Here is a 20,293-nt window from a genome sequence, read left to right as displayed (position 1 = left end):
CTAAGCTCCCTGGCCTATACGTTCCAGCTTGTAGCTGCCATCCAACACGGCTTGCCACCAGGCTTTATTTTTTAAATACCACTGTACGGTTTTGCGTAAGCCAGTTTCAAAGGTTTCTTCCGGTTTCCAGCCTAGTTCGAGCTCAATTTTGCTAGCGTCTATAGCGTAGCGCATGTCGTGGCCAGGCCGATCGGTTACATGAGTGATGAGTGATGAATGTTTAGTGTTAAGTGGGTAACCGCGTTCGTACATTGGCGCTAATTCGTCCATCAGCTCACAAATGGCGTGCACCACTTCGATATTTTGTTTTTCGTTATGGCCGCCAATGTTGTAGGTTTCACCTATTTTGCCTTCGGTTACTACCTTGTACAGCGCACGTGCATGGTCTTCAACATAAAGCCAGTCACGGATCTGGTTACCTTTACCATAAACAGGTAATGGCTTACCGGCTAACGCATTTAAGATGATTAGCGGTATTAGCTTTTCAGGAAAGTGATAAGGGCCGTAATTATTGGAGCAATTGGTCACTATAACCGGTAAGCCATAAGTACGGTGCCAGGCACGAACTAAATGGTCCGAACTGGCCTTACTGGCTGAATAAGGACTACTTGGAGCGTACGGAGTAGTTTCAGTAAACAAGTCATCAATGCCATGCAAATCACCATAGACTTCATCGGTAGAGATATGATGAAAACGAAATGCCTGCTTACGAACATGAGGTAAATCTTTCCAATAATTACGTGCAGCCTCCAATAACGTATAGGTACCAATAATATTAGTACCGATAAACGCTGCTGGGCCATCGATAGAACGGTCTACATGACTCTCTGCAGCTAAGTGCATTACCGCATCTGGCTGATGTTTATCAAAAAGATCTGCCATTGCATCTGCACTACAGATATCGGCTTGTTCAAACACGTAGCGAGTATTTTTTGCTACATCGGCGACCGAGTTTAAGTTACCAGCATAGGTAAGTTTATCGACATTGACTACCGAGTTATCGGTGTTTTTTATAATGTGGCGAACTACGGCCGAACCAATAAAACCCGCACCGCCAGTGACTAACAATTTCATATTACTGACTCATAAAGTTGATGTACCAAGGCATAGCTGCCGAAATGCCCATACGTATTGCGTGCGACGGAGCATATCCAAGCAAACGTTTTGCCTTAGTGACATCAGCCTGAGAGTGGCGCACATCTCCCGCTCGAAAATCACGATACACCGGCGTTTTAATGTAGGACTTACCATTTTCTTCTAATGCAAATTGTAACGCAGTAAACAGGTCATTTAGTGTTGTTCTATCACCAACTGCTACGTTGTATACCTGATCTTTCGCTGCATCATTCGCTGTTGCAGCCAGAATATTGGCCTGAACGACATTTTCGATAAAACAAAAATCCCGGCTTGTTTCACCATCACCGTTAATAATCAAATCATCGCCTTTGATCATTGCAGCCGTCCATTTGGGGATGACAGCTGCATAAGCGCCATTTGGGTCTTGGCGTTTACCAAATACATTAAAGTAACGTAATCCAATACACTTAAAGCCATAAGTACGGGCAAATACGTTGGCGTATAGCTCGTTAACATATTTGGTCACTGCATAAGGCGATAATGGGTTACCGATGTTTTCCTCTATTTTCGGTAACACTGGGTGATCACCATAGGTTGAACTGCTGGCTGCGTAAGTAAAACTTTTTACACCAGCATCCCTTGCTGCCACTAACATATTTAAAAAGCCAGTTATATTGGCGGCATTAGTTGTGATAGGGTCAGCAATAGAACGAGGCACAGAGCCTAAAGCGGCCTGATGCAAAACATAATCGACACCTGTCACCGCTTGTTGGTAATCTTCCAAGTTGCGAATATCACCTTGAATAAAGTTAAACCGTGACCACTGCTCTGGCGTTACCAGGGTTTTAACTTCATCAAGGTTATGCTGATGGCCGGTAGCAAAATTATCCAAGCCAACTACGGTCTGATTTAACTGCAACAAGGTTTCCAGTAAATTCGAGCCAATAAAACCGGCTACTCCCGTGATCAACCACACTTTAGGCTCTGCCAGTAACTGCCTTTTTACATTTTCATACTGCATAAGTAAGTAGCCTTATAGCCGCATATCTACGGCGTTTGCCGCAAAGACATATTTTAAATCGTAAATCACGCTATCAGCTTTAGTTAAGGCTTTAACACCGGCAGCACCAAGGTCTTTAAACTGCTGATGACCAACTGCCAGAATTACGGCATCATAACAAGCTGGCTCTAGTGAGGCGATTGGCGTAATACCATATTCGTGCTGCGCTTCGGCGCTATCAACCCAGGGGTCAAACACATCAGCTGCAACACCGTATTCTTTTAGCTCGGCTAAAATATCCACCACCTTGGTATTACGAATATCCGGACAGTTTTCTTTAAAGGTTAAGCCCATTACCAGCACTTTAGCACCGGCCACATGGATACGCTTTTTCACCATGGCCTTTACCAGTTCGCTGACAACATAACGCCCCATGCTGTCGTTAATACGCCGTCCGGCCAGAATGACTTCAGGGTGATAACCTACCGCCTGGGCTTTATGGGTTAAATAGTAAGGATCTACCCCTATACAGTGGCCACCGACTAAACCGGGGCGAAATGGCAGGAAATTCCATTTGGTGCCCGCAGCCAACAACACTTCTTCAGTGTCGATACCCAGCTTATTAAAAATCACCGCCAACTCGTTTATCAGCGCTATGTTTAAATCGCGTTGGGTGTTTTCTATAACCTTGGCCGCCTCTGCTACCCGAATTGAGCTGGCTTTATAAGTACCTGCGGTAATAATGCTGCTGTAAAGGCTGTCAACAAAATCGGCTATGTCGGGCGTTGAACCAGAGGTGACTTTTTTAATCGTCGTGACCCGGTGCTCTTTATCGCCCGGGTTTATCCGCTCCGGGCTGTAGCCAGCGAAAAAATCTACATTGTATTTCAGCCCCGACACCCGCTCGATTACCGGAATACAGTCTTCTTCTGTTGCGCCTGGGTAGACGGTTGACTCGTAAATAACGATATCGCCCTGCTTTATCACCTTGCCTAAGGTTTCTGAGGCTTTAATCAGCGGCGTTAAATCCGGCTGACGGTGCTCATTTATTGGCGTGGGAACGGTAACGATATACACATTGGCCTGACGTAAATAGGCAATGTCGCAGCTGTAGCTAAGTTTAGCCGCGGTCGCCAGCTCCTCACTACTTACTTCGAGCGTGTGATCTTGCCCCTGATTAAGCTCGTTAATCCTGGCCTGGTCAATGTCAAACCCCAAAGTTGAGTAATGTTTGCCAAATTCTACCGCCAGCGGAAGGCCAACATAGCCCAGGCCAATAATGGCGATATTAACTTGAGATAACTGCTTCATTAATTCCATATCCCCTTTGTATCGACTATATGACCCTTGGTCGGGCCTTCTGCCTTAAACTGCTTGTGATCAACTAATAAAACATGGATATCGGCTTGCGCAAAAGCCTGCTCAGCACTTAGCAACGTCTGCTCAGATAACTTCGCGGATAAGGTATCAATATTCGGTTCTACTAGCAGAACCGGACCTCTATGCAAAGCGATAAGTTGTTGTGCTATTAACATCGCAGGGCTTTCGCGTAAATCGTCAATATCGGGTTTAAAAGCTAATCCATAGCAGGCGACGGTAACATCTTTCGCTGTCTTATTTGGGTTAGCCAGCAGAAAGTCAGCAATGGCCAACTTCACTTTATCGATAACCCAGCCTGGTTTGCTGTCATTAACTTCGCGCGCAGTTCGGATAAGACGTGCTTGCTCGGGTGTTTTACTAACAATAAACCATGGGTCTACCGCAATACAGTGACCACCTACACCAGGGCCTGGTTGGAGGATATTTACCCGAGGATGACGATTAGCAAGGTTAATCAATTCCCATACATTAATATTCAATTTATCGCAGATCATCGATAACTCATTGGCGAAGGCAATTTGCACATCGCGAGAGCTATTTTCAGTTAATTTGGCCATTTCAGCTGTTCGAGCATTAGTGATAATGCAATCACCCTCTACAAATATTTTGTAAAGCTCAACCGAGCGTGCTGAGCATGTTGCAGAAATACCACCAATTACGCGATCGTTTTGAACTAGTTCACGCACTACATGGCCAGGTAATACACGCTCAGGGCAATGAGCTACATTTACATCCGCTAAATCACCCTCTGTTTGTGGGAAAGATAAATCTGGCCGAGCAGCCGCAAGCCACTCGGCTACTTGCTCTGTTGCACCTACGGGTGAAGTAGACTCTAAAATCACTAAATCGCCTTTTTTGAGCACGGGTGCAATACCTCGGCAAGCAGATTCAATATAGGTTAAATCAGGAGCAGGAATTTCGCCTTCGGCACAAGGTAAAAAAGGTGTTGGTACAGCGATTAAAAAGGCATCGGCAGGCTCTGGTGTCATAACAGCTCTGAGATAGCCCTCTGTCACCGCTGCATGCACTAACATATCAAGCTCTGGTTCAACGATATGAATTCTTCCTTGGTTGATGGTATCTACTGCATGTTTATAAACATCTACACCAATTACGTTGACCTTGCGCGAGGCAAACATTGCGGCTGTGGGTAAACCAATATAACCAAGACCAATGACTGAAATTGTTTTAAATGACATGATATTTCCTGAATGCTTGTATCTAATTTCTTGTATCTGATTCTTAATTTCTTACTTTGCTAATTCGCTTAAAATTCTTTGGCAGGCTTTGCCATCACCATAAGGATTGTGGGCAAAGCTCATCTCTGTGTAGGCATCTTCATCATTGAGTAGCACAGTAAGCCCTGAAACGATTTTATCTACATCCGTACCCACTAATTTTACTGTGCCTGCCGCTACTGCCTCGGGGCGCTCGGTTGTGTCACGCATGACTAAAACGGGTTTACCCAGTGATGGCGCTTCTTCTTGAATGCCGCCAGAGTCGGTCAAAATAATATGGCTGCGCATCATCAAATAGATAAACGGCAGGTATTCCTGGGGTTCGATTAAGATGATGTTTTCAATGCCGCCCAAAATGCGGTTAACTGGCTCACGCACATTGGGGTTTAAGTGCATAGGGTAAAGAATCTGCACATCAGGATTGGCTTTAGCAGTGATAGCTAAAGCTTCACAAATCCTCTCAAAACCACCACCAAAGCTTTCACGACGATGACCTGTTACTAAAATCAACCTTTTATTTAAATCTAAAAATGGGAACTGGGCAGCTAATTTATTTTGTAGTTCACTATTTTGTTCAATCTTGGCTTTTACCATTAGAAGTGCATCAATTACTGTGTTACCAGTAACAAAAATATTCTCTTCAACATAATTTTCTTGGAGTAAATTTTGTTTAGATATTTCAGTAGGCGCGAAGTGGTATTTGGTTAAAGCACCAGTGAGCTTTCGATTTGCTTCTTCAGGCCATGGGGAATATATATTGCCTGTACGTAAACCCGCTTCAACATGTCCTACAGCAATTTGCTCGTAATATGCTGCTAAGCTTGCTGCAAAAGTTGTTGCTGTATCACCATGCACTAACACAACATCGGGTTTAAACTCTTGCAGAACTGGTTTTAGCTCAAGCAAAATACGGGCAGTAATATCGTTTAAAGTCTGCCCTGCCTTCATCAGATTTAAATCATAATCTGGAGAGATATCAAATAATGACAAAACTTGATCTAACATTTCACGATGCTGGGCAGTTACACAGACTTTTGCTTCAAAACGCTCATCTGAAGCTAATGCATGTACCAATGGAGCCATTTTTATCGCTTCTGGTCGTGTACCAAAAACCGTAAGAACTTTCTTTTTCATCATTACTTCAGACCTAATTTAGAACAATTTCTAAAAAAGAAATTGAAATACTACACATATTCATCTCAGCCTTCCAAACCAAGCTGAGACACTTTTCATCCATTTTGAGACAACAGCATTTTCGCTATCCCACGTAAAGCCTAGGTTTTACTGTTTTTCTTCAAACTGTCCCAATAGGCAACGAAAAGCAAATTTAAAACCTAACACCCTCGTAAAAAATCTGTTGCTTTATCGCAAAATCCGCTTAGGGTTTGATAGCGGCCTTGCGCCACTATTAAGCGGATGATATTCACATCGATGTTTAAATAATCGTGTACCAAGCCATTACGCATCCCGATGATCTGCCGCCATTGGGCTAATTCATCTGCAGTGATAAATCCATGCTGATGCAATTGACTAAACGTCTGGTAAGCATCAGCAGCGGCATTAAGTTGGTATTTCTTTAAACAATGCTTAGCTAAACCGATGCATAGCTCGGTTAAAACTTGCAATAAACGTTCAATCGCCAAATAATCACGTCGACGTAGTTCACCTTGTGATAAATCGTGACGTAATTCATCAAGCTGTTGGCAATAATCTTGTTTATGTTTGGTTGCTTCAGTTAAGTACAACTGCAACCCCGCAGCTTGCTCATTATTCATTCTTTTGCCTCACGCTGCTGGTATTCAAATAAGCTATTGATACGCGATATTTCTTGCCACGCTCTAGCGCTACCATCGCTATAAATTAGCTGTCCAGTGTCGATAATTTGATACGCCAAATAGATTGGGGCTTGGTTAATATCTACCAAAGAGACTTGCTGCTCCGGCAACTGTAATTTGCCAGCCCAATCGAGCGCCAAACTATGTGGGCGCACATAACGTGCTAAGGCATCGAGCGAAAAATCATTAAACGCAATAGCTAAGTCATAATCGCTATCTTGCCTAGCTCGCCCTTGCGCTCGTGAACCATACAACCAAACAGCAGAAATGTCAGAATTTTGCTCGGCGAGTTGTTTAATGTAAGGCAGTAAATCGTTCGAAGCCATTATGAATTTATCTTATTGTAGAGCATGCGGTTATAGATTCTAGGTCCTAGAGCGAGCTTGCGAGCGTCCTAGCAGCGCTTTTTGCTGCCTCCTAGAGGCCGAAGGCCGTTCTAGATTCTAGTTTTGCTCTTTTCTCATAAAATGCCTTACCAGCACTAACATCACCCCTAACATACCGCCGAGCATGGTGCCTAAAACACAAATTAATGCGCGTTTGGGTTTGGCCTTTTCTTCAGGCGCTAATGCGGGATCAATGGTTTTAAATACGTATTCATCGCGTACTTCGGCAAACATAATGGTTTTTGCCTGCTCTTCAATCAATTTGTAAAGTACGGTTTTAATATCGGCGACATTGGTTAAAGCGATTTGTTGATTTAAAAACTCAGTACTGCGGTGTGCTTCAGCGACATCGCCATCTTTCATCACTTTATTAATATCTTGGATTAACCAAGTGACCCATTGCTGAGCAACGGTTGGCGATAAATGCTCTACTGAAATGGTTACCATGCCAGATTCTTTATCTTTATTAGCTGCAAAAATCTTACTGAATTCTTTATAGGCTTCCTGCATTGAAGGTTCAGGCTTAAATGGTGGTTCGACATCGCGCACCCAAGTATTGGTTTGTTCGTTATATAGCTCAGAGTCATAAATAATTTTATCCGTATCCCTATCCCATTTTTTTGCGGCCATTAAATCAGTAAGGATGTTGTGCTTTTGAATAAATTCACTGGTAAATTGGCGGGATTTTAATACTTCAATCGCCAGCTGGGTTTTATCAATACCACCTTTACCACCGAGATTAACCCCTGCAAGTCTGGCTACACCACCAAACTGCGATGCCAAGGCACTTAAGCCACCGTCCTGCTCCTCTGATGCTGGCGCCAACAACGCTTCGGATTTATAGATATTGGGTTGCAAAATAGCAAAGGCCACAGAGGCAATCGCAAAAACAGCGGTTATGGCAATAATGAGCCATTTGCCTTGCCAGATGACGGCAAAAAGCTCACGAAGATCGATTTCGTCGTCTTGCATTTGTGGAAATCTGGCGTCGGATTGGTATGTGTTTGGATTTTGAGTAATTTGTGTATTCATTTTTTAGGTTCTAGGCCCTAGGTGCTAGGCCCTAGGAAAGCTTAAAGATATTTAAAGAAGGTACTAGGTGCTAGGTACTAGATTCTAGGTTTTAAATCCTAGGTTCTAGGGCCTAGAGCGAGCTTGCGAGCGTTCTAGCAGCAGCGTTTTTCGCTGCGTCCTAGAGGGCGTAGGCAGCCCTAGTTTCTACGTACTTTTATAATCTGCGTACTCTTCTCGGACACTGCCTTTTCGTATTTTTATCAAAGAAGCAATCATTGCTGAAATTTCTTTTGCCTCTTTGATAAGAGTCATTCCGTTTTGTTTGTCTATTACGCCAATTTCTATCGCAATATATATCTGAGTTATCAGCTCCCCTGATGAGCCTTTTGCAAAATAAAGAAATCTTGCAGATTCAGCAGTTGATTCACGCTCTTCCCCCTCAGCAATATTTGAGGGAATAGAAACTGCCGCTCTGGTCATCTGATCTCTGAGCCCATAATCTCTGCAATTCTTAAGTTCCTTGTAGACATCACATGAAAGGCGGCAAGCTCGTTTCCAAACATCCAGTTGTTCGAATCGCATGAGAGCTCCTTAATTAGAGAAGGTTCTAGGGCCTAGAGGCCATAGGCCGTCCTAGATTCTAGAGCCACGCAGTGGCGTCCTAGAGCAGCGCTTTTTGCTGCGTCCTAGCAGTTGCGAAGCAACGCCCTAGATTCTTGCCACACCGTGGCGTTATATCCCCGATATCGCGGCTACAGCCACAGCGGTGTTATAGATAATGCCAGTCACTTGCGTCCATAGCGTGAGGTTATCTTTGTATTCAGTATCTAATGGCACGACGATTGTGTCGCCTGGCTCCATTGAGCTGCCACCAGTAAACCACATTGAAGATTCTGGCACTTGTACTGAACCATCCGCTTTTAGTATGTAAGTACGTGATTCATCAGCACGTTTACGCGGGCCACCAGATAAGGCCAAATACTGCTCATAGGTTAAACCCGGTTTAAAGCGATGAGTACTTGGGTGTTGTACTTGGCCCATAACTGATACGGTTTGATTAGTTGCCGGAATATAAAGAGCATCGGCGTCTTCTAACATCAAATTGGCACTTTCGATGCCTAATTCAATAGCATTAATATCAACCACTAAGCGGCCAACAGTTTTCACATTTTCCAACTGATTTAACATCATTTGTGCATCGTTATACCCCACCGTTGGAGTATCTTTAGTCAAGGCTTTTGCGGCTATCTCACGGCGCAATTCGTCAGCAAGTTTTGAAAGCTCTTGCTGTTCTTTTTGTTGAATAGATTTACGTAAAAAGACTGCACTGCGAGGTGCTGCATCATGCGTCATGCCACCGGCACGATCCAACACCTGTTTTAAGGTTTCGCCGCGCTGGATACTGTAAGTACCAGGGAATTTAACTTCTCCCTTGATAGTCACCCAGCGAGTTTCTTGCCAGTCAGGTAACGTACGTACCGTTAAGATGTCACGGCTTTGCAGTTTGATATTGGCAGCAGGATCATTTTGCATCACGCGATCTAAGCTCAACTGCACATGCTCAACTTTAACCCCATTTTGCTCAGACACTTGTTGGCGAGTCAGTTCCGCAGATAAGGTGTATGCGCCTTCTTCTAGTCCACCAGCTGCAATGAGTAATTCTTTAACATCGGCATTAACCGTTATTGGATACTGCCCAGGGAAACGAACATTACCATTGATATTGACCAGTTTGGCTGCATCACCAAAACGGCTTTGCTCTTTTAGCTTTTTAATAATGGGTTTAAGCAACTCTTCACGATCGGCATAGTCAAATACAATCACGGAATCACGAGGCTTTAGCTTAGGATTGTAATGTGATTTGGGCTCACCAATGGCACGGCCAAGATTAATGCGCTCGACTTCAATATCACCCCGTTGGTTGATTTCTCGAACGAGTAAGCTGTAATCCAAGTCGGCGGAGATGGTTAAATCCCCCCAAATTGAAGGCAATAAGTCGGCAACGGTTAAGCCGTTAGTCCATTGATATTTACCAGGGCGAATTACCGCACCAGCAAGGGTGATAGCATTATCAATACGGCTTGAGGCTGAGCGCACATTGAGTAGATCGCCATTTTTAGCCAGCGTGCTTAGGCCAGAGTTTTCAGTTAAATCAACGGTAACAACAGTTTTTACCGCGTCACGACTATAGCGCTCAATAGTACTGGCTTTAGGATAAGCACCAGGATTTAAGCCACTGGCCATGTTAATCACATCTGCCATGGTCTCGTTATTTTTAAGCTCGTAAATCGCAGGGCGACGCACTTCACCAATCACGCTAACTGTGCCACCCGCTGATGGAATAAAAACCACATCGCCAGATTGCAAGCGCATATCACCCGAAGCATCGCCGCGGAGCAATAAATCATACAAGTCTAAACGGCCAATAGTTTTACCGGAGCGCTTTAGTTGAATATCACGCAAACTACCGATTTGGTTTACACCGCCGGAGATAAACAAGGCTTGAGTAATCGTTGATAGACTCGATACGGTGTAAGAACCTGGTTTGTATGCGTCACCGGCCACAAAAATTCGGATTGAACGCAATTCACCCATAGTGATATTGGACTCAATACCTATCATACTTTGGCTGATTTTTTGTTGTAATAACTCACGTGTTTCAGCAAAGGTTAACCCGACCAGTGAAATTGGGCCCAGATTCGGGAATTGCACTGCGCCATCGCGGCCAACAGTTAATGTAAACTGATTGTTTTCTTTGCCAAAAAGTTGCACGTTTAAGGTATCACCAGGGCCCATCATATATTCGGCGGGCACTGGCACATCTGAAACAGGGGCAAAGGTGCTTGGCGAGCCCGCAAAAAGATCATACCCGAAACGCTTGAGTTGATTTTCTTTTTTATCTTCAATTGCTTCAACTTTCGCTTCAGTTTTAGTTGCCTGATTAAGCTTATCGTCTTCAGATTGATCAACCACATTATTTGTTGCTGCACGTGGGGTAACCACCACAGGGTTTTCAATAACTGTCGAGGTCGCCGAGGCTCCCGTGATCATTGACGGATCGATACCGTACTGGCGAGCTAAACGTTCTTGCTCTGACTTAGGTAATTGCTTGAATTGTTCAATCATCTGCGGAGAGGGCGTAACGGCTTGCGCCTGCGCGCCCATCAATATCGTGGCGCTAAGGCCAACTATGATGAATTTTTTGATTTGTTGTAACACCAGATATCTCCGATTGGGTTAAAGATGGAAAACAATGATACAGCAGAGCGTCGCTACGCTCCTTCTAGATTCTAGATTCTAGGGCCTAGGTCCTAGAGCAGCGCTCTTTGCTGCGTCCTATCAGTTGCGAAGCAACGTCCTTCTTTTCTTTCAGACACGCTACCGCCCATAGATTGCGGCCTCTATATTGCCCTTCGCGCTGCGAATATTCTAATTTTTCAAAAGGTTAAATATTTTAGAATGACGAGATTTTTACCTGCCATCAATCTAAAGTCATTAAAGTCTAAAGCCATCAAAGTTTACGATTTACACATCTAGAACCCTATGTACTTCGATGAACCAATGACCAATACTTAATGAAAATCTAAAACCTCATACTTCTGCTACATATAAACCAAGTAAAACTTTAGTTGTACAATCAGGTTTTGGCGACTTAAATGATCCGCAAATTGTACTGCTAAACCACTACATTGCTTGTTTAATAAACGGGCACATAAATTATTTTTGATTACTTATTGCGCAAAATTTATTTTGATAAACAATGTAATAACAAAAAATCATGTAACACACTGAAATACTATAAAGTTTTTCTTTAAGCTTAATATTGCTTAAAATCAAAAAACTCAATCTATAGCAAATGTCCTACACGTCTCTAAGCAAAGATCCTACTTAGCAAAGTGAACTCATTAACAAATCACACTCGTTCAACTGAGTGTTCAGGTACAGATAAGGTATTGATCTGCCCCATAATATTAAATAAAACATGGCAACGTTTGTTTGGGCATTTTTCTTGAAAAATACCTTCTAAATCAACAAATGGGCCGTCTTTAAAGCGGATTTTTTCCCCTGTTTTTAGTTCAAATTCGCTGTCTAAAACAGATTGGGAAGGCGTTAATTCTTTCATGCGAATGGCGTGAATGACTCGGTCATCAATGGGTGTCATTCTTTCCTGACAATTGACAATACGACTCACACCGCGAGTAGAGTGGACTTGCTTAACGCTAGTTTGGCTTGGGTCAAAATTGATAAACAAATAATTTGGAAATAAAGGCACACGACAGATCCGCTTCTGACCGCGTTGAGATTTTTCTTCAGAGACCATTGGCAAATATGTCTCTAAATTTTGAAGAGCTAAATTTTGTTGTGCCCTCGCTTCACTACGAGGTTTACAGTACAAAAGGTACCATGCCTTCATCGATTAATCTCACTACCCTATGTTAAGTGACGTCCATTCACGGGTCGCAATCATAACAAAGTTGTCAGGACGGATGGAAGCAGTTTTTTGCCTTAAAACCCTTGCTGTTCGGTATCTAAACAAAGTGCCGATATATTAGGAAAATCAACATAAATCGATATTTGGTGGCGAGTTGCAGATAATCTCACCAGTTAGCAAGTCAAAATTGACTTTAGTGACTTTTAAAGGGTATATAAGGTGGGAATTTTAGCGAAAATATCCTAATTAACGCTTAAAATATTACTTTTATTATAATAACGTAACAATAACTCATACTTAAATCTCAGCAATTCAACAATTTACTCATGCTTTTAAGCTAGAGCTAAATATCGAATTGACTCAAGATAAATGAGAAGAGCAACAATCATTTTTCTGTGGTGACATCATCCTGTTTCAGGGGCGCCACAGGCAATCACGAGCTTAAGGTGGAAACTTCATGAGCGTAGCAAAACCACAAGGGACAATGCTTGGCCATCCCAAAGGTCTGTTCCTACTGTTTACAACAGAACTCTGGGAACGTTTTAGTTATTATGCAATGCGTGCCATTTTAGTACTGTACTTAGTTGATAAAGTGCAAAGCGAAGGTGGACACGGTTTAGGTTGGAGCCAAGCCGATGCCATTTCGTTATATGGCACCTTCACTGGGCTTGTTTATTTGACCCCACTTCTAGGTGGTTGGTTAGCAGATACCTTTCTAGGCCAACGCCGGGCCATTATGATTGGCGGTACTTTAATGGCGGCTGGTCAATTTATTTTAGGTACGCCCCATGCGTGGGTACCTGGGATGGAAACCGAAGTATTCTACGTCGGCTTAGGCACGTTAATCTTAGGTAACGGCCTGTTTAAACCGAATATTTCTACTATGGTGGGCGATCTGTACCAAGAAGGAGATCACCGCCGTGACGGTGCTTTCACCATTTTCTATATGGGGATCAACGTTGGTGCTTTCCTCTCAGGTATTATCGTAGGCTCAGTGGTTGCCGCTTATGATGGCAACTTCCAAGCTGGTTTTATCTGCGCAGGTATCGGTATGATCCTGTCGTTAATTATCCAGCTTGTGTTTGCACAAAAGTTACTTGGTGATATCGGTAGAACTCCTGCTGCTAAGCTTGAAAAGCAAAAAGCAGCAGAAAAAGGAGAAGTCCGTAAAGAACCACTGACGAAGGTTGAACGTGACCGTATTAAAGTCATCATGGTGATGGGTTTATTTACCATTATCTTTTGGGCGGGCTTCGAGCAAGCGGGCGGCCTGATGAACTTGTTCACGAACGACTTTACCGACCGCATGATCGGTACATGGGAAGTACCAACCACTTGGTTCCAATCCTTAAACGCAATGTTTATCGTTATTTTTGCTCCTGTTGTTGCTTCGATTTGGGTACGTTTAGGTAAGAACGAACCTAACTCCCCGATTAAATTTGCTTTAGGCTTAGTGCTGTTAGCCGTTGGCTTCTTATTTATGATCGGTGCCGTTGTCGAAATGGGCGGTGACGCTACTGCTAAATCAAGCATGTGGTGGTTGGTTGGCGCTTATTTCTTCCATACCATGGGTGAACTTTGCTTATCGCCTATTGGTTTATCTATGGTCACTAAGTTAGCTCCACTTCGCATCGCTTCGTTAATGATGGGTTCTTGGTTCCTCTTTGTGGCTGCAGCTAACAAAATTGGTGGTGTGGTGGGTTCCTTTATTGGCCATGGTGGCGAAAAAGAAGAACAACTTGCCAATGCAATGGCTATCTTCTCGGGTATTGCGATTACCGCAGCACTTTCTGGTGTGATCTTATACTTTATGGCTGACAAATTAGTCGATTGGATGCACGGTGCGGAAAGCAAGCATCACAATGAAGCCGAAGCATTAGAAGATGAAATTGCGGTAACCGCTGAACACGAAGCCATTAAAAGATAACGCAGCTAGAAGCTAGGACGCAGCCAAATGCGCTGCTCTAGGTGACTTAGCTGCAAGAAAAAGCAGATCGGGCTTCGTCCTGATAGGGCGCATCTACCATCCTGAATAATTTATATTCGATAAAAACGCTGCAGAAATGCAGCGTTTTTTATTGCTTTGCTCCCAAAGCACGTTGAGATTAGAGATGGGATGTTTCGCACACAGACAAATTAGAATATGGGGACTAGATGCTAGAGTCTAGCTTCTCGAGCCACGTAATGGCGTTCTAGCAGCGCTTTTGGCTGCGTCCTAGCATCTTATCTTCTTATAAACTTAATTGAATAAAACCACCCGCAGGCAAGTTTGAATTGTAGACTAATCCTTTAAATTGATTATCTAATAACTGCTGCTTATGTTCAGGCTCATTGGTTGCGATACAAAGTTGCTCCTGGGGCAGAATCGTTCGAAACTGAACACTCGGTTTACCCCAATCTAATACCCCTAGTGGTAAACTTTCTGAAATAGCCAATGGACTTAACCCTTTGTCATTACGTAAATAGCACCTCAGACCCTTGCCTGCTAGGGCAATGGCTGCACGATAACGTGTTAATTCGATTGCGACATAAACAATATCTACGGTGATATCTAAACCGGACTTGACTAAACGCTCATTCAAGTAGCTCAGCATATTGAACGGCTCGATAATGGTTTTACTCTGACCACTTCGATAACTTTTCAGCTTTTGGTTGACAAAACTGCGTAGCAAAACACAAGCAAACGCCGCGCGATTGTCTTCGGGATAGAGGTGAGCCATATACATGATCAAATGATCACTGCCCACCATTGTTGAGTCAATAAAGTAGCTACTGATATCACTGCTTTTAAATAAGCTGTAATCAACTTTGGCGGCGGGATAACTGATATTTGAGGCTGGGAAAAGTTGCTGCTGAACTTGTTTGGCCGCTTCAACACTTTGCTCTAATAAGGCTAAATTATCATTCAACTCTTGGTGAGATAAAGCATCAAAGTCTGCCTGAGTAATATCATCGGGGTGATTTCGCTGCAGCCCTTGTTGAATGGCTTGCTCGATAATAAAGAGATCGGCAACAGGTTTAACCAAATAATCACTCGCACCGATGCGCAGCGCCTCGACAACATCCGCCATAACATTGTTACCTGAAATAACAATAGAAGGCACTAATGGCTCTAACCTGCTCATTTCCTTAAGCATATCTAAGCCACCAAGCTTTGGCATACTCAAATCGGCAAGTATGATATCGAAACGTTGTTGCTTGAAATGAATCAGCCCCTGCTCTCCATCGCCAGCCTGCACTACCTGTGCACCGCGACCATTTAGAAAGGTAGCAACGATTTGCCTGAATACTGGGTCATCTTCAACCCACAGAATTGAAACACCATTTAACGCCATAAAGATTCCCGCATAACGTTTACTGCAACAGCAATCATTCAATGATGACATGGGAAGAATCATTTATACGGCATGGGCTTGGCTGCATATTCATGCCTGCAGCCAAGTTAGCGCATGAGCTTACTCAAGTTCCTGCATGTACTGGTCGAGTAACTCATCATCTTCTTGTTTTTGAGGAACATTGCCATCATAGACCTTATAGTCCATGTGTTGTAAGTACGCATCTTTCACGAAGGCATAGGGATCGAGCGCATTATCAACAAGTCTTTCCTGGTCAATTGCCGAGGCTCTAGCATGTAAGCTTTTAAGGCCCCATTTAACCACGGATTGCCACACTGTGAGTTCAGATAGTGGAAAGTATAGACCATCAACCCAATCTGATGCGAGTTCACGAACAACATATGGACCAGCAAAGGGTGCCATAAAATAGGGACCATTAGGTACACCGTAATAGCCCAACACTTCGTTAAACTCGTCCTGCTTACGTGGCATTCCCATCATATCAGCCACATCAATAACGCCTAGTAACCCTATCGTCGTGTTAACCGTAAAACGACCACCCGCATTCGCCGCCCAACCCCATTTGCCTTGCAATAAGTTGTTTACCACGCTGCTGGGTTCTTCCAAGTTTTGCACAAAGTTATTAATCCCTGTTTTAGCAGGCAACGGGATATAATCGTTATAACCATGTGCAACTGGCCGGTATAGGTACCTATCGAGAAACAGATAGTTAAAGTCCCACATGGCGCGGTTGAACCCTTCAAAGGGATCTCTTGGATCTTCGTAAGTAATTTTTACAGCTGAAGCCCCGTCCTTTGGAGTGTTATCGGGTACGGCTACCTCTGCGCCATAAACCTTGGGCAGTAATGCAAAGCCTAAAAGTACCCCTATCCATTTCAACTTCATATTGCTCTCTTAAATAAATGTACTGCCGAGTTCACGAGTTTTCGTTAAAGTGACCATCAACAAGTGACGATAAAAGATTAGTCATCCGAGTCGTATACTAAGTATGACAGACAAAATGCCACTGACTTTACAAAGCGCATAAGCATACTTGGCAAAACAGTTTGGTCAATTGTTAATTTTTTAAATAACGCACCGCGAGTTATTCCAACAAAGGTTTAGTATGGAGTCGATTCCACTTAGTCAGATTACCAACGCACCATTAATCACTTCAGGGACTCAGAACACTGCCCTGAGCACCAATGCGCGTCCTATTCCCGCTGAAGTCCAACTATCTCCTGAAGGCGATAGTATTATTCTAAACGGTACAGAATATAATTTAAAGCTCGTTAATGCTCAGCAGCGCCAAGCATTAATTATTGCTAGTCAATTTTTAGTCAATCAAGTCGTGAATAGCCCCACTGAATCGAGTGCTATGACACAAACCTCGCAACTGATTGCCTTGGGTTCGACAGTCAACCTTAAGCTCCCAGAAGCGATCACATTACTTGCACAACAAAATGGGATTTCAGAGACAAAATTATATGCTCTCTCTGCCCGCCCACAGGGCTACCCTCTCCCTAATGTCATTGTTACTGCAAAAGAATTCCAATTTACTAATGGAACTGTTGTGCCACAGGATCCAGGAACACGACTTAATGCGGGTGAATATCAAGCAAAAATTACCCTTTTACAAGGGAAACCTATTTTAGTGTTGACCCCAATACTGAGCAAACTCGAAATCCAAATTGGCGCTCCGATAAATGAAACTCAGCTTCCCATTATTGATAAACAAGCGGGTCATGTTGTGATAAGCAAAATGGAACCCGTTCAGATTATTGCGAGTTTTTTACGTAAACTTGAGGGCTTAGTCCCCCAAACGGGTAGCACTGCAGCAAAAGTCAATACGTCTAGCACCCAAGGTGGATCAATTTCCGACATAAAAATATCCCAGACTCAAACGGGTTCTATTGCGGATGAAGTGACATCCGTAAAAAACTCACCATCCAAGATTGCTATTAGCGTCAATTTACAATCCACCACTGAAGCAAAGCTGACGGCAGGACAAACTACCAATCAACAAATTGATCCCAAAACGGCTATTCCTGAACCTAAGGCACTGACTAAAGATGCAAGCGCATCGGATGTAAAAAATACCGTAACGGTGTCAACTGCTTTGCAAAGTCAACATGCAAAATCGGACTTTAGCAGCTTACAGACTAAACCACAGGTCCCCGCTAATGAGTTAGCGATGACCAAAAATTTGTCCAGTAATGAAACACCGCTAAATCTTAAAACCCCATCAGACTCGTTAGGTGCTGACAAACAAAATAAGCTCAACGAAGCCAATATCATTGTTAATCAAGTGCTTCAAAAAGCCTTTACCAAGGCCGGTGCTCTCCCCATCGAGCAGATAGTCTCTCGAGCTAGCACAAACTTAGCTGCCGAGCTGTTAAAACATTTGCCTCATCTAGGCCCACATCCTTTAGGCCAATTAAGTGATCCAAACGAACTAAAAGACAGCATCCTTGGTCTCGCAACCTTAAATTTAGCAACGCCGCAGCTCGCTCAAGCCTCAATGCTATTGAATGCGGGAGCCATTAGCTCATTGTTTCAGTTGTTATTGGGGTTTAGGGCAAATAATGCTAATAGTAAAATGAGTGCTAAATTGGCTGATTACTTAGAGCAACTCCAAACTAAAATCGGATTATCTAACCACCAGCTGGGACAATTTAGTAAAGCTGGCGGCCTAGAAAGCATGGTACAACTAGCTTCAAGCCTACAGCTTTATCAACAAGCCAGTAGTGAAAATAATGGCAATTTAGTGTGGTTTTTTGCCCTTCCCTATGGGATTAATCAACGTCATGAACAATTAGAAGGTAAATTCGAGCGAGAAGCCGATAGCGATGAACAGCAACATCATAAAGGCTGGCATTTACAATTGAAGTTTAATCTCGCCCAGGGTCCATTACTGATATCGGCACGGTTTCACCAAGAAGTACTAGATATTCAGTTCAAAGGTGACAGTCAGTCATTACTTCGCCGAGTAGATAACTTTTTGGCTCCACTGGGACAAAAACTATCGCAATTAGGATTTACACCGGGTGAATTATCCACCCAATTAGCACCAGTTCCAGCAACATTGCTGCCTGGTGATCATTTTCTCGTGAAAACAAGAGCATAATTAAAGAGTCTATCTATGGCGGAAGAATATAAAACCCAGCAAGCTGTTGCCTTGAGTTATGACGGAAAACATGCGCCTAAAGTAGTCGCATCGGGTGAAGGGCTAATCGCTGACGAAATTATCGCTCTAGCAAAGGCCTCAGGCGTTTATATTCACCAAGATCCGCACCTGAGTAACTTTCTTCGATTGCTTGAATTAGGCGAAGAAATTCCAAGAGAGCTGTATCTGCTTATCGCCGAATTAATCGCATTTGTGTATATGTTGGACGGAAAATTCCCAGAACAATGGAACAATATGCATAAGAAGATTGTTGATAAGGCTTAAAGCAAAAGTGGCTAGCTCCTAGAGCCACAACGTGGCGTTCTAGAACAGCACTTTGCTGTGGCCGAGAATCACGAAGTGCGTCCTAAATTGCTCATCTATTTACGGTGTAAACGAATTAACAACTCAGCTTCAGCTTTAGGCAATTCACACTCTTTGATTAGCTCATCTACACCAGCTCCGAGGGCCACCATCTTCATCGCACGCGTATAAAGCTTTGCTTGGGGATCCTGTTGAGTAGATTCTTCAATGCGTTCAGATTGTTGATGTAAGCGTTTTTCAAGCTCAATCACACGACGTCCCATACCAATGGTACCGCTTCGAAGCTCCTGCATTTCACGCTTAAAGCCCTCGCGCTGACGATCGCCCTCTTTCACTAATACGGTTAACGCTTCAACTTTACTGCGCAACTTACTTAATTGTTTCTGAAGGTAAAGAACTAAACCTAAACACGCAATCACATAAACTAAGGCTGCGATTAAAAATTCATCGCCCATTCATCATCCCTACGCATCACAATCAGCTGAAATTAGCACCGACTCATCAAGTGGCATTCTAAAACTAAAAGAGTAAATTAAAGCCAAATGAATCGTTCGCATAACAAAAAGCAAAGCGGCAGATAGACACTATCTGCCGCCTCCGATGAATATTTAGAGTTGATTTAACTCAGCCCACTCTTCATCAGATAATAGTTTGTCTAAATCAACTAAGATCAACAACTCATTATCACGATTGCTGACGCCTTGAATAAACTTCGCACTCTCTTCTGTACCAACGTTAGGCGCGTTATCAATTTCAGAACGGCGTAAGTAAACGACTTCAGCAACACTATCGACCAAAATACCAATAACTTGCTTTTCTGCCTCGATGATCACAATACGTGTCGAATCATCCACTTCCGCTGATTGCAACCCAAAACGTGAGCGGGTATCAATAACAGTAACCACATTACCGCGTAAATTGATAATCCCTAAAACATAGTGTGGTGCACCAGGTACGGGAGCAATTTCGGTGTAACGCAGCACTTCTTGCACTTGCATGACATTAATACCATAAGTTTCGTTGTCTAACTTAAAGGTAACCCATTGCAATACTGCATCATCTTTACTTGCAGCCACGGCTGCGACATTTCTTGTATCTTTCATGTT

Annotated in this window: 18 protein-coding genes; 3 read left to right on the top strand and 15 right to left on the bottom strand. The window is 43.3% G+C overall.

All coding sequences use genetic code 11. The features are described 5' to 3' along the window. From rfbB to rfaH, 11 genes are all read right to left on the bottom strand, one after another. Entirely contained in the window at positions 1 to 1,074 is a 1,074-nt protein-coding gene (gene rfbB, locus CEQ32_RS00465; protein ID WP_088585304.1) for a dTDP-glucose 4,6-dehydratase, read from the bottom strand. 1 nt (position 1,075) lies between these two features. Continuing rightward, the gene (locus CEQ32_RS00460) at positions 1,076 to 2,098 is read right to left on the bottom strand and encodes an NAD-dependent epimerase/dehydratase family protein (protein WP_088585303.1); all 1,023 of its coding nucleotides are present in this window, start codon (positions 2,096 to 2,098) and stop codon (positions 1,076 to 1,078) included. A 12-nt stretch (positions 2,099 to 2,110) separates the two neighbouring features. Next, positions 2,111 to 3,388 carry a Vi polysaccharide biosynthesis UDP-N-acetylglucosamine C-6 dehydrogenase TviB gene (gene tviB / locus CEQ32_RS00455; protein WP_088211971.1) on the bottom strand — a complete coding sequence of 426 codons (1,278 nt, stop codon included), beginning with the start codon at positions 3,386 to 3,388 and terminating at the stop codon, positions 2,111 to 2,113. Then, on the bottom strand, positions 3,388 to 4,656 hold the full coding sequence (gene wecC, locus CEQ32_RS00450; protein WP_088211972.1) for a UDP-N-acetyl-D-mannosamine dehydrogenase: 1,269 nt from the start codon (positions 4,654 to 4,656) through the stop codon (positions 3,388 to 3,390). Before wecC ends, tviB begins: the two co-directional genes overlap by 1 nt. A 51-nt stretch (positions 4,657 to 4,707) precedes the next feature. Next, on the bottom strand, positions 4,708 to 5,832 hold the full coding sequence (gene wecB, locus CEQ32_RS00445; protein WP_088211973.1) for a non-hydrolyzing UDP-N-acetylglucosamine 2-epimerase: 1,125 nt from the start codon (positions 5,830 to 5,832) through the stop codon (positions 4,708 to 4,710). Between the two features lie 197 nt (positions 5,833 to 6,029). Then, on the bottom strand, positions 6,030 to 6,470 hold the full coding sequence (gene hepT, locus CEQ32_RS00440; RefSeq protein WP_037424711.1) for a type VII toxin-antitoxin system HepT family RNase toxin: 441 nt from the start codon (positions 6,468 to 6,470) through the stop codon (positions 6,030 to 6,032). After that, complete coding sequence (mntA, locus tag CEQ32_RS00435) at positions 6,467 to 6,856, bottom strand: type VII toxin-antitoxin system MntA family adenylyltransferase antitoxin (RefSeq protein ID WP_037424713.1); 390 nt, start codon at positions 6,854 to 6,856, stop codon at positions 6,467 to 6,469. The genes hepT and mntA overlap by 4 nt, the downstream gene beginning before the upstream one ends. Before the next feature lie 117 nt (positions 6,857 to 6,973). Further along, on the bottom strand, positions 6,974 to 7,948 hold the full coding sequence (locus CEQ32_RS00430; protein WP_088585302.1) for a Wzz/FepE/Etk N-terminal domain-containing protein: 975 nt from the start codon (positions 7,946 to 7,948) through the stop codon (positions 6,974 to 6,976). Between the two features lie 186 nt (positions 7,949 to 8,134). Next, positions 8,135 to 8,512 (bottom strand): four helix bundle protein, encoded by a 378-nt coding sequence (locus CEQ32_RS00425; RefSeq protein ID WP_069453219.1) that lies wholly within the window; start codon positions 8,510 to 8,512, stop codon positions 8,135 to 8,137. Positions 8,513 to 8,662: 150 nt separating this feature from the next. Further along, entirely contained in the window at positions 8,663 to 11,149 is a 2,487-nt protein-coding gene (locus CEQ32_RS00420; protein ID WP_088585301.1) for an SLBB domain-containing protein, read from the bottom strand. A 694-nt stretch (positions 11,150 to 11,843) separates the two neighbouring features. Further along, complete coding sequence (gene rfaH, locus CEQ32_RS00415) at positions 11,844 to 12,344, bottom strand: transcription/translation regulatory transformer protein RfaH (protein ID WP_037424726.1); 501 nt, start codon at positions 12,342 to 12,344, stop codon at positions 11,844 to 11,846. Positions 12,345 to 12,819: 475 nt separating this feature from the next. On the opposite strand from rfaH, the gene CEQ32_RS00410 reads away from it, so the two are divergent. Beyond that, complete coding sequence (locus CEQ32_RS00410) at positions 12,820 to 14,289, top strand: peptide MFS transporter (protein WP_037420415.1); 1,470 nt, start codon at positions 12,820 to 12,822, stop codon at positions 14,287 to 14,289. Between the two features lie 304 nt (positions 14,290 to 14,593). Here the strand turns inward: CEQ32_RS00410 and CEQ32_RS00405 are convergent, their stop codons facing one another. Both CEQ32_RS00405 and CEQ32_RS00400 read right to left on the bottom strand, forming a co-directional pair. Then, complete coding sequence (locus tag CEQ32_RS00405; protein WP_037424734.1) at positions 14,594 to 15,697, bottom strand: response regulator; 1,104 nt, start codon at positions 15,695 to 15,697, stop codon at positions 14,594 to 14,596. A gap of 120 nt (positions 15,698 to 15,817) precedes the next feature. Next, complete coding sequence (locus CEQ32_RS00400) at positions 15,818 to 16,603, bottom strand: VacJ family lipoprotein (RefSeq protein WP_037424736.1); 786 nt, start codon at positions 16,601 to 16,603, stop codon at positions 15,818 to 15,820. A 220-nt stretch (positions 16,604 to 16,823) separates the two neighbouring features. On the opposite strand from CEQ32_RS00400, the gene CEQ32_RS00395 reads away from it, so the two are divergent. Beyond that, positions 16,824 to 18,824 carry a flagellar hook-length control protein FliK gene (locus CEQ32_RS00395; RefSeq protein ID WP_088585300.1) on the top strand — a complete coding sequence of 667 codons (2,001 nt, stop codon included), beginning with the start codon at positions 16,824 to 16,826 and terminating at the stop codon, positions 18,822 to 18,824. Positions 18,825 to 18,839: 15 nt separating this feature from the next. After that, positions 18,840 to 19,148, top strand: coding sequence for an EscU/YscU/HrcU family type III secretion system export apparatus switch protein (locus tag CEQ32_RS00390; protein WP_037420403.1), 309 nt, complete (start codon positions 18,840 to 18,842; stop codon positions 19,146 to 19,148). 95 nt (positions 19,149 to 19,243) lie between these two features. On the opposite strand, the gene CEQ32_RS00385 is transcribed toward CEQ32_RS00390, so the two are convergent. Together CEQ32_RS00385 and CEQ32_RS00380 are read right to left on the bottom strand one after the other, a co-directional pair. Continuing rightward, entirely contained in the window at positions 19,244 to 19,642 is a 399-nt protein-coding gene (locus tag CEQ32_RS00385) for a DUF2802 domain-containing protein (protein ID WP_037420401.1), read from the bottom strand. Positions 19,643 to 19,795: 153 nt separating this feature from the next. After that, complete coding sequence (locus tag CEQ32_RS00380; RefSeq protein WP_011073088.1) at positions 19,796 to 20,290, bottom strand: chemotaxis protein CheW; 495 nt, start codon at positions 20,288 to 20,290, stop codon at positions 19,796 to 19,798. Positions 20,291 to 20,293: the final 3 nt, after the last annotated feature.

The organism is Shewanella sp. FDAARGOS_354 (genome assembly GCF_002209245.2).
Lineage (GTDB): Bacteria > Pseudomonadota > Gammaproteobacteria > Enterobacterales > Shewanellaceae > Shewanella > Shewanella xiamenensis.
Note: the sequence above shows the minus strand (reverse complement) of the source record. Positions and strands in the feature narration are given on the sequence as shown.